11 protein-coding genes are annotated in these 16,889 nt (G+C 39.9%); 5 read left to right on the top strand and 6 right to left on the bottom strand.

Features of this window, described 5'->3' with window-relative positions:
* Positions 1–34: 34 nt before the first annotated feature.
* From HMPREF1117_RS06525 to HMPREF1117_RS06510, 4 genes are all read left to right on the top strand, one after another.
* Entirely contained in the window at positions 35–5,728 is a 5,694-nt protein-coding gene (locus HMPREF1117_RS06525; protein WP_000713083.1) for a ZmpA/ZmpB/ZmpC family metallo-endopeptidase, read from the top strand.
* A 152-nt stretch (positions 5,729–5,880) separates the two neighbouring features.
* The gene (locus tag HMPREF1117_RS06520; protein WP_000240129.1) at positions 5,881–6,573 is read left to right on the top strand and encodes a phosphoglycerate mutase; all 693 of its coding nucleotides are present in this window, start codon (positions 5,881–5,883) and stop codon (positions 6,571–6,573) included.
* Positions 6,574–6,687: 114 nt separating this feature from the next.
* On the top strand, positions 6,688–7,389 hold the full coding sequence (locus HMPREF1117_RS06515; protein WP_025171586.1) for an ABC transporter ATP-binding protein: 702 nt from the start codon (positions 6,688–6,690) through the stop codon (positions 7,387–7,389).
* A 1-nt stretch (position 7,390) separates the two neighbouring features.
* The gene (locus tag HMPREF1117_RS06510) at positions 7,391–10,099 is read left to right on the top strand and encodes an ABC transporter permease (protein WP_000240794.1); all 2,709 of its coding nucleotides are present in this window, start codon (positions 7,391–7,393) and stop codon (positions 10,097–10,099) included.
* 70 nt (positions 10,100–10,169) lie between these two features.
* Here HMPREF1117_RS06510 and tpx read toward each other — a convergent pair whose 3' ends face one another.
* From tpx to HMPREF1117_RS06490, 4 genes are all read right to left on the bottom strand, one after another.
* On the bottom strand, positions 10,170–10,661 hold the full coding sequence (gene tpx, locus HMPREF1117_RS06505) for a thiol peroxidase (protein ID WP_000256024.1): 492 nt from the start codon (positions 10,659–10,661) through the stop codon (positions 10,170–10,172).
* A 419-nt stretch (positions 10,662–11,080) separates the two neighbouring features.
* Entirely contained in the window at positions 11,081–12,010 is a 930-nt protein-coding gene (psaA, locus tag HMPREF1117_RS06500; RefSeq protein ID WP_000733088.1) for a metal ABC transporter substrate-binding lipoprotein/adhesin PsaA, read from the bottom strand.
* A gap of 30 nt (positions 12,011–12,040) precedes the next feature.
* Positions 12,041–12,889: a metal ABC transporter permease gene (locus HMPREF1117_RS06495; RefSeq protein ID WP_000559789.1), complete on the bottom strand. Its 849-nt coding sequence runs from the start codon at positions 12,887–12,889 to the stop codon at positions 12,041–12,043.
* On the bottom strand, positions 12,886–13,608 hold the full coding sequence (locus HMPREF1117_RS06490; RefSeq protein WP_000619167.1) for a metal ABC transporter ATP-binding protein: 723 nt from the start codon (positions 13,606–13,608) through the stop codon (positions 12,886–12,888). The genes HMPREF1117_RS06495 and HMPREF1117_RS06490 overlap by 4 nt, the downstream gene beginning before the upstream one ends.
* A 180-nt stretch (positions 13,609–13,788) precedes the next feature.
* Between HMPREF1117_RS06490 and HMPREF1117_RS06485 the strand changes: the two genes are divergently transcribed.
* A complete protein-coding gene (locus HMPREF1117_RS06485; RefSeq protein ID WP_025171585.1) occupies positions 13,789–15,681 on the top strand; it encodes a M13 family metallopeptidase in 1,893 nt (630 codons plus the stop codon).
* A 39-nt stretch (positions 15,682–15,720) separates the two neighbouring features.
* On the opposite strand, the gene HMPREF1117_RS06480 is transcribed toward HMPREF1117_RS06485, so the two are convergent.
* Complete coding sequence (locus tag HMPREF1117_RS06480; protein ID WP_000690832.1) at positions 15,721–16,350, bottom strand: MBL fold metallo-hydrolase; 630 nt, start codon at positions 16,348–16,350, stop codon at positions 15,721–15,723.
* A gap of 154 nt (positions 16,351–16,504) precedes the next feature.
* The gene (locus HMPREF1117_RS06475) at positions 16,505–16,861 is read right to left on the bottom strand and encodes a DUF3397 family protein (RefSeq protein WP_000525396.1); all 357 of its coding nucleotides are present in this window, start codon (positions 16,859–16,861) and stop codon (positions 16,505–16,507) included.
* Positions 16,862–16,889: the final 28 nt, after the last annotated feature.

Below are 16,889 nucleotides of genomic sequence, written 5' to 3'. Positions count from 1 at the left end.
TTTTGAAAGGGATAAAATAATAGAGAGGATATAGATGAAAAAGTTTTTTGGAGAGAAGCAGCATCGTTTTTCCTTACGAAAGTTGGCGATTGGTCTTGTGTCTGCTTCAATTTCGAGCTTATTTTTTGTGTCCATTGCTAGTAGTGGGACCGTATTTGCTCAAGAAAATGTATCTATTCACTACAAATATGTGACAGATACAGAGTTAAGTAAGCAAGAGAAGGACTTGATTGTAAAGGATATTCCTAAAGTGGTTGAAGATAGTGAGAGTACTTATTATCTAGTCTACCGTATGGATGAGAAAGCCCAACTAGGTCAGTTGCCTAATACCGGTGAGCACAGTAATCTGGTTACCGTCCTTTCGGGTGGAGCCCTCGCTTCGATTGGATTCCTTATTTTTGCTGTTTCGAGAAAGAAAGGCAAGAAGAAAGCACTGTTGAAGGTTGTTTTGATAACAGGCATGGGGAGCGGTTTGGTTTCTTCGGTTCAGGCTATTGAAAATAAACTATTGCTCCAATATAATCAAGAATATCAATTATCCCTAGGAGATAGTCTGCCTCTGCCAAGAGTCCTGTCAGGTTATACCTATCTAGGTTATATTAAGCAAGATAAAGAGATTAATCAGCAAGAAACTGCTACTAGGGCTCAGAAACTAGAGGATACGGTTCAACCTCATTTTCAGACCAAGAATGATGGACAAAAGTCAGGAGATGAGCAGAAAGCTCAGTCTCCAACAAGCCCTGCTGAGAAGCCAATCCCTTCTCAAGATTCATCCAATCCAAAACCGTCTGGTATTGCTAGTGTGGATCCTCAGGATGAGGTTTTGGCTGGTCGAGTGAACAAACCAGAGCTCCTATACAAAGACCAAGAGATTGTAACCAAACTAGACTTTTCAGAAGTGGTTCAAGAAAATCCAGATCTAACAGAGGGAACCATTCGTGTCAAACAAGAAGGTCGTGCTGGGAAGAAGATTGAACTTATTCGCATCTTCACTGTTGAAAATCAAGAAATTTCCCGAGAAGTTCTCTCGACTAAGGTAGAAGAATCCTTACCACGTATAGTAGAAAAAGGAACTAAGAAGGTAGTTGTACCGAGTGAAATACCCCAGTCTGCAAGAAAAGGTGAGCCTGAGACCCATGCTTCCTTACCAGAATATAAAGGTGAGCAATCGGGAGCTGTTGTAGCCCCTGAGACAGCTGAAAAACCAGAATATACTGGTACACAATCTGGAGCAATAGTCGAAGCAGAGAAAATTTCTCCGCTACCTGAATATCAGGGAACTCAAGCTGGTGCCATCGTTGAACCAGAGACCCATGCTTCCTTACCTGAATATACAGGAGTTCAATCTGGTGCAATTGTTGAGCCTGAAAAACTTGAACCGGAAATTGGAGGTTTTGAATCAGGAGCGTTTGTAGAACCAGAGACTGTTGTGAAACCATCTTATACAGGCGTTCAATCGGGAGCGACAGTAGAGCCTGAACATGTTTCTTCATTGCCAGAATATGAGGGTCCCCAGTCAGGATCGATTGTTGACCCAGAACAAACTTCCCCTCTTCCAGAGTATGATGGTACCCAGTCCGGAGCGGTTGTCGAACCAGAGACCCATGCTTCCTTACCAGAATATAAAGGTGAGCAATCGGGAGCTGTTGTAGCCCCTGAGACAAATGAAAAACCAGAATATACTGGCATTCAATCTGGTGCCATTGTTGAACCAGAACAGGTACCATCGAAACCATCTTATACAGGTACCCAATCCGGAGCGATTGTTGAACCCGAACAAATTGCCCCTCTTCCAGAATATACTGGCAATATTGAGCAAGCAAAACCAGAAAATCCGGCTGAAAAACCAAAAGAAAAAGATCCAGAAAAAACACTCGAATTAAGAAATGTTTCTGATCTGGAGTTATATAGTCAGACCAATGGTACTTACAAACAACATGTTTCTTTAGACAGTGTTCCAAGTAATATAGACACTTACTTTGTTAAGGCAAAATCGTCGTCATTCAAAGATGTCTATCTACCTGTCGCTTCAATAACTGCAGAAATAAAAAATGGACAATCAGTTTATAAAATCATAGCCAAAGCTGAGAAACTCCATCAAGAGCTAGAAAATAAATATGTCGATAATTTCACCTTCTATCTCGCAAAAAAGGCCACAGAAGAAACAACAACCTTCACTTCCTTTAGCAACCTGGTTAAAGCTATCAACAAGAATCTTTCTGGAACCTATCATTTAGCGGCCAGCTTGAATGCTAACGAAGTGGAGTTGGGACCTGATGACAGATCTTACATCAAGGGCACCTTTACTGGTCAGTTGATTGGTGAAAAAGATGGCAAGCATTATGCTATTTACAACTTGAAAAAGCCTCTTTTTGAAAGCTTGAGAGGGGCCACAGTAGAAAAATTGAGTCTGAAAAATGTCTCTATTTCAGGTAAAGATGATATCGGTTCATTAGCCAATGAAGCTACGGATAACACAAAGATTAAGCAAGTTCATGTCGATGGTGTTTTGGCTGGGGAACGTGGTATCGGTGGTTTGTTGGCTAAGGCAGACCAATCAAGCATCACAGAGAGCAGTTTTAAGGGAAGAATTGTTAATACCTACGAAACGACTGCTGCCTACAATATTGGTGGTCTGGTCGGTCATTTGACAGGAGGCAGAGCTTCACTGACTAAGTCAAAAGCGACAGTAGCCATTTCATCCAACACGAACAGTTCGGATCAAACTGTTGGTGGGCTAGCAGGTCTAGTAGACCAAGATGCGCATATACAGGATAGCTATGCTGAAGGTGATATCAACAATGTCAAGCACTTTGGTAGAGTTGCGGGTGTGGCTGGATATTTGTGGGATCGAAAGACGAATGAGGAAAAGCATGCAGGAAGATTGACCAATGTACTAAGTGATGTCAATGTAACCAACGGGAATGCTATTACCGGTTACCACTATAACGAAATGAAGGTGGCTAATACATTCAGCAACAAAGCTAATAGAGTCTACAATGTCACCTTGGTCAGGGAAGAAGTCGTCAGCAAGGAATCATTTGTAGAAAGAGGAACAATTTTAGATGCTTCTGAAGTGACTAATAAAAAAGCAGAAATCAATCCTCTCACCCCTCCAACAGTGGAGCCTCTTTCAACAAGTGGTAGTAAAGAAAGTGATTTTTCTAAGGTGAAGCATTATCAAGCTCAGCGCGCCTTGGCTTATAAAAATATTGAAAAATTGTTACCTTTCTACAACAAGGCAACCATCGTCAAATATGGAAATCTGGTCAATGAGAACAGTCTTTTATATCAAAAAGAACTCTTGTCAGCAGTTATGATGAAGGATGACCAAGTCATCACCGATATTGTTTCCAACAAACAGACTGCAAACAAACTCTTGCTCCATTACCAGGATCATTCCTCTGAAACATTCCAGCTCAAGTACCAGAATGATTTTGCTAAGTTGGCAGAATATCGTCTAGGAGATACGGGGCTTCTCTATACGCCAAACCAATTCTTGTATAATCAAGAAACGATTATCCGGCAAGTCTTACCAGAATTGAAGAAGGTAAATTATCATTCAGACGCTATTAGAAACACACTTGGTATTTCACCAAAAGTGAAGCAAACCGAGCTCTATTTAGAAGAACAGTTTACTAAAACGAAGGAACATCTAGAAGAAAGTCTGAGAAAACTCTTGTCAGCGGATGCTGGTCTAGTAGAAAACAATCAAGTAATGACAGGTTACATCGTAGATAAGATCAAGCGCAACAAGGAAGCCTTGCTTCTTGGTATGAGCTACTTAGAGCGTTGGTATAACTTTAGCTATGGTCAGGTTAATATTAAAGACTTGGTCTTGTATCACCTTGATTTCTTTGGCAAAGGAAATACATCTCCGTTAGATACTTTGATTGAGTTAGGGAAATCAGGATTTAATAATCTGCTTGCTAAGAACAACGTTGATACTTATGGTATCAGTCTTGCCAACCATCATGGCACGACAGATTTATTTAGCACGCTAGAACATTACCGAAAAGTCTTTTTACCAAACACTAGCAACAATGACTGGTTTAAATCCCAGACCAAAGCTTTCATTGTCGAAGAAAAATCCACTATTGCAGAGGTCAAAGCTAAGCAAGAGCAAGCAGGGACTAAGTATTCTATCGGTATTTATGACCGAATTACTAGTAGTACTTGGAAATACCGCAATATGGTCTTGCCTCTCCTTACTTTGCCAGAAAGATCTGTATTTGTCATTTCAACCTTGTCTAGCTTAGGATTTGGCGCTTACGATCGCTACCGCAACAGTGACTATAGGGCTGGAGATAAACTCAATAAGTTTGTTGAAGATAATGCGCGTGAAACAGCCAAGCGTCAGCGAGATCACTATGATTATTGGTATCGTATTTTAGATAATCAGGGACGTGAAAAACTCTATCGTACAATCCTGCTTTATGATGCCTATAAATTTGGTGATGATCATACTGAAGGAAAGGCTTCAACAATCGCAGACTTTGAGAATTCAAATCCTGCAATGCAACATTTCTTTGGACCAGTTGGTAACAAGGTAGTTCATAATCATCACGGTGCATACGCAACAGGAGATGGTGTCTACTATATGTCTTACCGTATGTTGGATAAGGATGGCGCTATTACGTATACCCATGAAATGACCCATGATTCCGATCAGGATATCTATCTTGGTGGTTATGGTCGAAGAAGTGGTCTTGGTCCTGAGTTCTTTGCTAAAGGTTTATTACAAGCTCCAGATCATCCAAATGATGCGACCATTACCATAAACTCAATCTTGAAACATTCAAAATCAGATAGCTTAGAAGGATCCCGTCTACAAGTCTTAGATCCGACGGAACGATTCAAAGATGCATCCGATCTCCAGAAATACGCTCATAATATGTTTGACCTCATCTATCTGTTGGAATATCTCGAAGGGCAATCGATCGTTAAGAAACTGAATGTATCCCAGAAAATGGAAGCTCTCAGAAAAATCGAGAACCTCTATCTAACAGATCCTGCGGATGGAAATGATGTTTATGCTACTAATGTTGTGAAAAATTTGACAGAAAATGAAGCTAAAAAATTGACCAGCTTTGATAGTTTGATTGACAATAACATTCTTTCGGCTCGTGAGTATCAGGCTGGCACTTATGAAAGAAATGGCTACTTTACGATTAAACTCTTTGCACCAATCTTTTCAGCATTGAGCAGTGAGAAAGGTACTCCTGGAGATCTTATGGGACGTAGGATGGCTTATGAACTCTTAGCTGCTAAAGGATTTAAAGATGGTATGGTCCCATATATTTCCAACCAATATGAAGAAATTGCTAAACAAAATGGTCAGACAATCAACCTCTACGGTAAAAAGCAAGGATTAGTGACAGATAAGCTTGTTTTAGAAAAGCTATTTGGTGGTCAGTATTCATCTTGGGCAGCCTTTAAAAAAGCTATGTATCAAGAGCGCGTTGCTCAGTTTGATCATTTGACTAAAGTTACTTTTAAAGATCCAACGCAATCGTGGATGAGCAATGCTACCAAGACCATTCAAAGAGTAAAAGAATTGCAAGAACTCATGGACCAAGCTGTTTTACAGGATGCTATAGGTCCTCGTTGGAGTAATTATAATCCAGAGACTGACAGTGCCGTTCATAAGTTGAAGAGAGCAATATTTAAGGCCTATCTTGACCAAACAAACGACTTTAGAACTTCTATTTTTGCAAATAAAAAGTAATGAATTATAGAAGTTCCTAGTCAGGATGAGAGGACTTTACTTTCTGACTGTCACAACTTGTCGATTTTAACTAGCTTTTTTGTGAAAAATTGTGTAAAATAGAATAGATAAACGAGGGGAAACCTCGGAAAATTTAAAGGAGAATCCATCTAATGGTAAAATTGGTTTTTGCTCGCCACGGTGAGTCTGAATGGAACAAAGCTAACCTTTTCACTGGTTGGGCTGATGTTGATTTGTCTGAAAAAGGTACACAACAAGCGATTGACGCTGGTAAATTGATCAAAGAAGCTGGTATCGAATTTGACCAAGCTTACACTTCAGTATTGAAACGTGCGATCAAAACAACTAACTTGGCTCTTGAAGCTTCTGACCAATTGTGGGTTCCAGTTGAAAAATCATGGCGTTTGAACGAACGTCACTACGGTGGTTTGACTGGTAAAAACAAGGCTGAAGCTGCTGAACAATTTGGTGATGAGCAAGTTCACATCTGGCGTCGTTCATACGATGTATTGCCTCCAAACATGGATCGTGATGATGAGCATTCAGCTCACACTGACCGTCGTTACGCTTCACTTGACGACTCAGTTATTCCAGATGCTGAAAACTTGAAAGTGACTTTGGAACGTGCCCTTCCATTCTGGGAAGATAAAATCGCTCCAGCTCTTAAAGATGGTAAAAACGTATTCGTAGGAGCTCACGGTAACTCAATCCGTGCCCTTGTAAAACACATCAAAGGTTTGTCAGATGACGAAATCATGGATGTGGAAATCCCTAACTTCCCACCATTGGTATTCGAATTCGACGAAAAATTGAACGTAGTTTCTGAATACTACCTTGGAAAATAATTTGTAAAAAGAAAGCCTAGGAATACCTGGGTTTTTCTTTTTATTCTAGTATCCAACTCTTCGAAAAAGCGTTATAATGATATTAAGAAGTAGTTAAAGAAAGTGAGGTTGATGATGGCTTATATTGAGATGAAACATTGTTACAAGCGTTATCAGGTTGGGGATACGGAGATTGTGGCCAATCGTGATGTGAATTTTGAGATTGAAAAGGGAGAATTGGTTATTATTTTAGGGGCATCTGGGGCAGGTAAGTCAACAGTTTTGAATCTCTTGGGTGGAATGGATACCAATGACGAAGGGCAAATTTGGATTGATGGTGTTAATATTGCAGACTATAGTTCCCATCAGAGAACTGATTACCGTCGTAATGATGTGGGCTTTGTTTTTCAATTTTATAATTTGGTTTCTAATTTAACTGCTAAGGAAAATGTAGAACTGGCATCAGAAATTGTAAAGGATGCCTTGAATCCCGAGCAGGTTCTGACGGATGTGGGTCTTGCTCATCGGATGAATAACTTTCCAGCTCAGCTTTCTGGAGGAGAGCAACAGCGAGTCTCTATTGCACGAGCAGTAGCCAAAAATCCTAAAATTCTCCTTTGTGATGAGCCGACAGGAGCTTTGGACTATCAGACAGGTAAGCAAGTTTTGAAAATTCTTCAAGACATGTCCCGTCAAAAGGGAGCAACAGTGATCATCGTAACTCACAATGGAGCTTTGGCACCAATTGCAGATAGAGTGATTCATATGCATGATGCAAGTGTCAAGGATGTGCTGATCAACCATCATCCTCAGGATATAGACAAATTGGAGTATTAGAATGGTCAAGAGAAAGATCTATTGGAAGGATTTGCTTCAGTCCTTCACCAGCTCTAAGGGACGCTTTTTATCGATTTTGATCTTGATGATGTTGGGTTCGCTCGCTTTAGTTGGTCTTAAAGTGACCAGTCCTAATATTGAGGCAAGTGCTAATGCTTATCTAAGCACTGCTAAAACCTTTGATTTGGCTCTTATGTCCAACTATGGTTTGGATTCAAATGATCAAGAAGAACTAGAACAGATAGAGGGTGCAGAGGTTGAGTTTGGATATTTGACAGATGTGACTATGGATAATGGGCAGGATGCCATTCGACTTTATTCTAAGCCCGAGAAGATCTCAAACTTTCAAGTTACAGAAGGCCGTCTTCCTCAAGAAGAGCAAGAGATTGCTTTAGCAGCTCATTTGCATGATAAGTATAGTTTAGGGCAGACCATTACTTTTAAGGAAAAAGAGGCTAGTTCCTCTACCTTGAAAGAACAGACTTTTACCATTACAGGCTTTGTCCATTCAGCTGAAATGTTATCTCAACGAGATTTGGGCTATGCAGGGAGTGGAAGTGGGACTCTGACAGGCTATGGTCTGGTTATGCCCAGTCAGTTTGATGAAAAGGTCTATAGTATTGCACGCTTGAAATATAAGAACTTAGAAGGTTTAAATTCTTTTTCAACGGACTATGAAGAAACAGTCAAGCAAGATCAAGAAGAGCTAGAAAAGCTTCTTTCAGACAATGGCAAGGCACGTTTAGAGCTAGTAAAAAAAGAAGGGCAAGTTTCCCTAGATAAAGGTCAAGAAAGGATTCGCAAAGCGCAAGAAAACTTGCAGGAGGGTAAGAATCGTTTAAGCAGTGCTGAAGGTCGGCTACAGCTACAGGAAAGCCAGCTTGCCTTGCTTCCTCAAACCCAGCGAGAACAGGTGGCTAGTCAGCTAGTTAAAGCTAGAGAAGAATTAACCAAGGAAAAAGAAAAATTAGCAGAGGCCGAAAAATCTATATCTCAGCAAGTAGAAAAACTAGAGAGAAGTCAGAAAAACTTGGATAATTTGACGGAACCAACTTATCAGGTCTACAATAGACAAACGATACCAGGTGGTCAAGGATATCTCATGTATAGCAATGCCACAAGTAGTATCCGAGCAGTAGGTAATATCTTTCCTGTAGTGCTTTACGCTGTGGCAGCCATGGTAACCTTTACAACTATGGCTCGTTTTGTGGATGAAGAAAGGACAAATGCTGGGATTTTCAAGGCCTTGGGTTATAGAAGTAAGGATATTATTGCTAAGTTTCTTGTCTATGGTCTGGTAGCAGGAACTATAGGCAGTATTATAGGAAGCATACTGGGGCATTATGTACTAGCTACAGTTATCGCAAATGTTATTACCAAGGACATGGTAGTTGGACCCACTCCCATTCATTTTTATTGGTCCTATAGTTTACTAGCTCTCATCTTGACCTGGCTGGCTAGTGTACTACCTGCCTATTTGGTGGCTGGTAGAGAGCTCCATGATGAGGCAGCTCATTTGTTACTTCCCAAACCACCTGTCAAAGGTTCAAAAATTTTACTAGAGAAGGTGAGATTTATTTGGCGTCGCATGAGTTTTACCCACAAGGTAACTGCTAGGAATATCTTTCGTTATAAGCAGAGGATGCTGATGACCATTTTTGGTGTGGCAGGTTCTGTAGCCCTTCTTTTTGCAGGATTGGGCATTCAGTCTTCAGTTGCAGGAGTACCAAGCAGACAATTTGAACAAATCCAGCAGTATCAGTTGCTGCTAGCTGAGAATAATAGTGCGACCAAGCAAGAAAAGGCAAGTCTAGAAGAAATGTTAAAAGGGCCAGATATAAAAGCTTATCAGAAAATCTATTCCAAGAATGTAGACAAAGATTTTAGGGGTAAGGTTGGGCTCCAAACCGTGACTCTCATGATGACTAATAAGGAGGATCTAACCCCTTTCATCCATCTCCAAGAAGGACAAAAGGAATTACAATTAAAAGATGGAGCAGTCATTACAGCAAAATTAGCCCAATTAGCTGGAATCAAAATTGGTCAGTCACTAGAGCTTGATGGTAAGAAGATAGAAGTTGCAGCAATTACTGAGAATTATGTTGGGCATTTTATTTACATGAATCAGAGGAGCTATCAAAAGATTTATGGTCAACTACCTGAAAAAAACACCTATCTTGTTAGCTTACAGGATCCTAGTCAGACTAGTGTTGAAAAGCAAGCAGGATTAGTCATGAATCAAGCTGCAGTAGCAAGTGTTTTCCAGAATGCATCTGCTAGTCGCCTTTTTGATTCTGTTGCAAGTTCTTTAAACCAAACTATGACAATCTTGGTCCTTGTGTCCGTTCTTTTAGCCATTGTCATTCTTTATAATTTAACCAATATTAATGTTAACGAGCGTATTCGTGAACTATCTACCGTCAAGGTTCTTGGTTTTCACAATAAAGAAGTGACTTTCTATATTTACCGTGAGACCATGCTTCTTTCTCTTGTAGGGATTATTCTAGGATTAGTATCTGGTTTTTATTTGCATCAGTTTTTGATTCAAATGATTTCACCTGCAACCATTCTCTTTTATCCACGGGTTGCTTGGGAGGTCTATGCTCTACCAATTGGTGCAGTACTATTGATATTGATCTTACTTGGATTTTTTGTCAATCATCATCTAAGAAAAGTCGATATGTTAGAAGCCTTGAAGTCTATAGATTAGAAAAATTCGTTTTTATCCTAATAAAAAATCCTCCGTTTCAAAGAGAACTCTTTGTAACAGAGGATTTTTTCTATAGGGATTTAGCAGCTGCAATTGCGGCTTCGAAGTTGGGTTCAGAATTGATATTATCCACGTATTCAACGTAGCGAATCGTATTGTCAGTATCGAGGACAAAGACTGCGCGTGCCAATAGGTGCCACTCATTGATTAAGAGGGCGTAATCACGTCCAAAGGAATGGTCGAAATAGTCTGAGAGCATGATGGCATTTTCAATACCTTCAGCACCGCACCAACGTTTTTGGGCGAAAGGGAGGTCCATAGAAACAGTCAATACAACTGTGTTGTCCAGTCCAGCAAGTTCTTGGTTGAAACGGCGAGTTTGAGTTGAGCAAATACCAGTATCAATAGAAGGTACAACACTCAATACTTTTTTCTTGCCATCGAAATCTGCTAGAGTTTTTTTAGAAAGATCAGTTGCAGTGAGAGAAAAGTCCAGCGCTTTATCTCCAACTTGTAGTTGTTTACCTGTAAAGCTCACAGGATTTCCGAGAAAAGTTACCATAAGATACTCCAATCTTTTTTCTTCCATTGTAGCTGAAACGGTCAGAATTTTCCAATGATTTGACCGGAAATATGGGCATATAAAAAACGCCAACTCGCATGAGAATGACGTTTTTCAGATTTTTTATCTATTTGATATTTCTCGAAGGTAGTGCGGACGGGAGCAACTTCCTTTGGAATTTCATCCCTAATTTTTGAGCCTTAGGTCTCAAAAATTCCGTCCTAGATAAGATCAAAGTTCTTATCTAGGATACCACTACAGTGAGAAATATCTGGTAAAAACTCACTTCGTTCGTACTGATTTAAGAAATCTTTATTTTTATAAACGCTTTTTTAGCTAGAGATAGAACTAACAAAGCTAATATTAGAAGTAATGTAAAGAGAGACAAGAACCTAGTAATAGATAAACTAATATCTAGATTATTTTGCCAATCCTTCAGCAATCTTGTCAAGGTTGTATTTCATCATGTTGTAGTAGCTGTCGCCTTCTTTACCTTGTTCTGCGATAGAGTCAGTAAAGATTTGTGCGTAGATTGGGATGTTTGTGTCTTGTGAAACAGTCTTCATTGGACGGTCATCCACACTTGATTCTACAAAGAGTGATGGAACTTTTGTTTGGCGAAGTTTTTCAACCAAAGTCTTGATTTGTTCAGGTGTTCCTTCTTCTTCAGTGTTGATTTCCCAGATATAGGCACTTGGGACACCGTAGGCTTTAGAGAAGTATTTGAAGCATCCTTCGCTGGTTACAATGAGTTTTTTCTCAGCAGGGATGTTGTTAAATTTCTCCTTAGCTTCCTTGTCAAGTTTGTCTAGCTTATCAGTATATTCTTTGAGATTTTTTTCGTAGAATTCCTTGTTGCTAGGGTCTTTAGCGCTCAATTGTTTTGCGATGTTTTTAGCAAAAATCATACCGTTTTCAAGGTTAAGCCAAGCGTGTGGGTCTTCTTTGCCTTTTTCGTTTTGGCCTTCAAGATAGATAACATCAACGCCTTCGCTGACTGCAAAGTAGTCTTTGTTTTCAGTCTTCTTGGCATTTTCTACCAATTTTGTAAACCAAGCATTGCCACCAGTTTCAAGGTTGATACCGTTATAGAAAATCAAATTAGCCTCAGAAGTTTTCTTGACATCTTCAGGAAGTGGTTCGTATTCGTGTGGGTCTTGACCAACAGGAACGATACTATGAAGATCAATCTTGTCACCAGCAATATTTTTAGTAATATCAGCGATGATTGAGTTTGTAGCAACAACTTTTAGTTTTTGACCAGAAGCTGCATCTTTTTTGCCGCTAGTACATGCTACAAGAGCAATAACGGAAAGAAAGAGCACTAATAATGTACCTAATTTTTTCATTAGATCCTCCAATTTATTGGGTTTTGCCCATTATTTTAACAAATTTTTATTTTTTAGTTTCAAATATCGTTGCTTTGGAGCGATAAAGAAGCTAATGAGAAAGAAACTAGCAGACGTGAGCACGATACTAGAGCCTGCCGCAACGTTAAAGCTATAACCGATAAAGAGTCCCAAAACAGAAGCCGTTGCCCCAAAGGTTGAGGAAAGGAAAATCATGCTTTTTAGACTATTGGCATAAAGGTAAGCTGTTGCAGCTGGGGTAATCAGCATGGCTACAATCAGGATAGTTCCGACACTTTGCATGGCTGTCACAGACACGAGAGTCAATAGTACCATGAGAAGGTAGTGATAGAAATTGACAGGCATTCCCATGGCCTTAGCCAAGAGTTCATCAAAGGAAGTGATCAAGAGTTGCTTGAAAAAAATCCAGATTAACAAGAGAATGGCTGCCCCCACACCAATAGTAATAAACATATCCGTATCTTGGACGGCAAGGATATTACCAAAAAGGATATGGAAAAGGTCAGTTGAACTTTTAGCGACACTAATCAAGATGATACCGAGGGCTAAGAAAGAAGAAAAGGTAATGCCGATGGCGGTATCGCTTTTGATAATCGAGTTCCCCTTGATGTAGGTAATAATGATGGCAGCTAGTAATCCAAAGACAATGGCTCCGATAAAGAAGTCAACTCCCAAGATAAAGGAGAGGGCTACACCTGGTAAGACAGCATGTGAAATAGCATCTCCCATGAGTGACATCCCGCGTAGAATGATGAAACATCCTACAGCTCCAGCTACGACCCCGACGACAATAGCTGTTATCAAGGCATTTTGTAGGAAATGGAATTTTTGCAATCCATCGATAAATTCTGCAATCATAGGTCACCTCCATTGAAAAAAAGTCGATTACCGTAAGCTTCTTTGAGATTGGCTTCGGTAAAGGTTTCTTTGGTTGGACCAAAGGCAATCACTTCTCGATTGACAAGTAAGACTTGATCGAAGTAGTGGGAAACCTTGCTGAGGTCGTGGTGAACGATGAGAACCGTCTTACCAGCTTTTTTCAAATCTCTCAGCGTATTCATGATGATTTCCTCACTGACAGAGTCAATCCCAACAAAGGGTTCATCCAAGAGGATATAATCGGCTTCCTGCACCAAACATCTGGCAATCAAGACCCGCTGGAATTGACCTCCAGACAGTTGACTGATTTGACGTTCAGCGTAGTCAGCTAGGCCGACGATTTCAAGGGCTTCCTCTACTTTTTTCCAATGTTTAGCATTTAAACTGCGAAAGAGAGGAATAGAGGGAAATAGTCCTAGTGAGACACATTCCTTGACCTTGATGGGAAAGTTATAGTCGATATTGATTTTTTGTTCGACATAGGCAATTCGATGTAAGGATTTTTTAACTTCCTTGTCATCGAGAAATGCCTGACCTTGATGGGGGATAATGTTCAACATCCCTTTTAGTAGTGTTGATTTTCCAGCACCGTTTGGACCAATGATTCCGGTAATTGTTGGTCCTTGGAGCACTAGTGAAATATCCTTAAGTGCCAACGTTTCTTTGTAGGAGACACTGAGGTTTTCGATACGTATCATAAGCTTGTATTCCTCCTGACTCTTAATATACCTTAAAAAAAAAATTAAGTCAAGTTAATTTTTTAAAAAATTAAAATATTAACAGTAAAATATTAAAGTTTTGAATCTTGTATTTTAATTGCTTTCTAAAGTAATTTTTGTTAAGCTAGCAGTAACTGAAAAAATGAAAGTGAGAACATGATGACACGTTATCAAGATGATTTTTATGATGCGATTAATGGAGAATGGCAGAAGACTGCTGAAATTCCTGCAGATAAGTCTCAAACAGGTGGTTTTATCGATTTAGATGAAGAAATCGAAGAACTGATGCTTACGACTACAGATAAGTGGTTGGCAGGTCAAGATGTTCCAGAGGATGCTATCTTGGCAAACTTTGTCAAATACCATCGTCTAGTTCGTGATTTTGACAAGAGAGAAGCTGACGGTATCACACCTGTTTTACCTCTTCTTAAAGAATTCCAAGAGTTGGAGACTTTTGCAGATTTCACTGCTAAATTAGCAGAGTTTGAACTTGCTGGCAAACCAAACTTCCTTCCTTTTGGTGTATCACCAGACTTCATGGATGCCAGAATCAATGTTCTATGGGCCAGTGCTCCAAGCACTATCTTGCCAGATACAACCTACTATGCAGAAGACCATCCTCAACGCGAGGAGCTCTTGGCACTTTGGAAAAACAGTACTGCAAATCTTCTTAAAGCTTATAACTTTTCAAATGAAGACATCGAAGACTTGTTAGAGAAGAGATTGGAACTAGATCGACGCATTGCAGGAGTTGTGCTTTCTAATGAGGAGAGTTCAGAATACGCCAAACTCTACCATCCCTACTCCTATGAAGATTTTAAGAAATTTGCTCCTGCCCTTCCTTTGGATGACTTCTTCCGAGAAGTAATTGGGCAAGTACCAGACAAGGTTATCGTAGACGAGGAACGTTTCTGGCAAGCAGCAGACCAATTTTATAGTGAAGAGGCTTGGCCTTTACTAAAGGCAACATTAATCTTAAGTGTTGTCAATCTCTCCACTAGCTATTTAACAGAAGAAATCCGTGTCTTATCAGGTGCCTATGGTCGTGCCTTATCTGGTATTCCGGAAGCAAAAGATAAGGTTAAGGTGGCTTATCATCTAGCACAAGGTCCTTTCAAACAAGCCTTGGGTCTTTGGTACGCTCATGAAAAATTCTCTCCAGAGGCCAAGGCAGATGTGGAGAAAAAAGTAGCGACCATGATTGATGTTTATAAAGAGCGCTTGGCTAAAAACGACTGGTTGACTCCAGAAACCCGTGAAAAGGCTATCGTAAAGCTAAATGTCATCAAGCCTTATATTGGTTATCCAGAAGAATTGCCAGAACGCTACAAGGACAAGGTAGTGGATGAAAATGCTAGTCTTTTTGATAATGCTCTGGCCTTTGCGCGTGTGGAAATCAAACACAGTTGGAGCAAGTGGAACCAGCCTGTAGACTACAAGGAATGGGGCATGCCTGCTCATATGGTCAATGCCTACTACAATCCACAGAAGAACCTAATTGTCTTCCCAGCGGCCATTTTACAAGCACCTTTCTATGACTTGCATCAGTCATCTTCTGCTAACTACGGTGGTATTGGGGCAGTTATTGCTCATGAAATTTCTCATGCTTTTGATACCAACGGAGCTTCCTTTGATGAAAATGGTAGCCTCAAAGATTGGTGGACAGAGAGTGACTATGCTGCCTTCAAGGAGAAAACACAAAAAGTCATTGACCAGTTTGATGGACAGGATTCTTATGGAGCAACCATCAACGGTAAATTGACTGTGTCAGAAAACGTGGCTGACTTGGGAGGAATCGCTGCAGCGCTTGAAGCAGCTAAGAGAGAACCAGACTTCTCCGCAGAAGAATTCTTCTACAACTTTGGTCGCATCTGGCGTATGAAAGGTCGTCCAGAATATATGAAACTTTTAGCTAGCGTCGATGTCCATGCACCAGCGAAACTCCGTGTCAATGTGCAAGTACCAAACTTCGATGATTTCTTTACAACCTATGATGTCAAAGAAGGCGACGGTATGTGGCGTTCACCAGAAGAGCGTGTGATTATTTGGTAACACAAAACCCAAGGATTTTTGTCCTTGGGTTTTAACATGTTAGAAAAAAGGATTAAAAGTCTTTTCATGTGCGATAGTGGTTGCAGAACCGTGTCCTGGGTATACATCGTAGTTAGGTAAGGTAAAGAGTTGAGTTTGTATGCTATGAAGGAGTTGCTCCATACTACCAGTAGGGAGGTCTGTCCGCCCAATTGCTTCTCTAAAGAGGGCATCTCCAGTCAGGACTAGACGACTATCAGGAAATACCAGAGAAACGCCACCTATTGAATGTCCTGGAGTAGGAAGGACAGTGAAATGAAATTCTTCGATTTGGTATTCTTGATGAAAGACATATGTCTCTTCAGCTGGTTTTGCAGTTATATCTGCCATATCGTCATGCCGGGGTAGGCCAGAAAGATTGTCTACTGGTGTGTAGAGCCAACTGGCTTCACTCTCTGCGACATAGACAGGAGGATTTCCAAATCTTTCACGAACTGAGTCTAGACTCATGATGTGATCATAGTGGGTGTGGGTTAAGAGAATAGCACAGATAGGCTTATCTATGTTTTCAATTGTTTTACGAATGCTTTCCCAGTCACTACCAGGATCTACAAGGATGAGATGTTGGTCTCCTTCCAAATAATAGGTGTTTTCATAAGCAACGGGATTGACTGTTTTGTGAATTTTCATACTCGCTCCAATCTAAAAGAATTTACTAAATTAAGTATAGCATAGTTAGGCAAATTAAGCTAAAAAGGAGATAGGGAAAAGAGTTCTAATAAGATAGATAATTTTTTCAGTATAGAAAAAAGGATTTAAACCTACTTAATCTAGGTTTAAATCCTTACTGCATGAATAATTCAAGAATCATTGCTACATACATGACAAAGGTTAATAAAAATCCTGCTCTCCAAAAGAATTTGATGAATTTAGGATAGTAAAAGCTTCTTTTTTTTGTAAGAAAGAAAAATACCAGAATAATAGCTAGGAGAGAAAGGGCAAGGCCTAGTCTTGGTAAAAAATTATGTGTAAAGTTTTTAGCTGTGATGAGATAGTACTCAAATACCAAGATAGGAAAAGCCAAGTCTGCAAAATTGAAGCCTAGTTTTTTTAATTTAAAAAGTTTGGTTAGGATAATAGAGACTATTAAAGTCAGTACCAATAATAAAATAGATGCTATTTTCATTAAAATCATACCCATATTGTATCATAAAAAATCTCTAAAGGAA

The sequence above is a fragment of the Streptococcus sp. SK643 genome, assembly GCF_000259505.1.
Classification (GTDB): Bacteria; Bacillota; Bacilli; order Lactobacillales; family Streptococcaceae; genus Streptococcus.
Note: the sequence above shows the minus strand (reverse complement) of the source record. Positions and strands in the feature narration are given on the sequence as shown.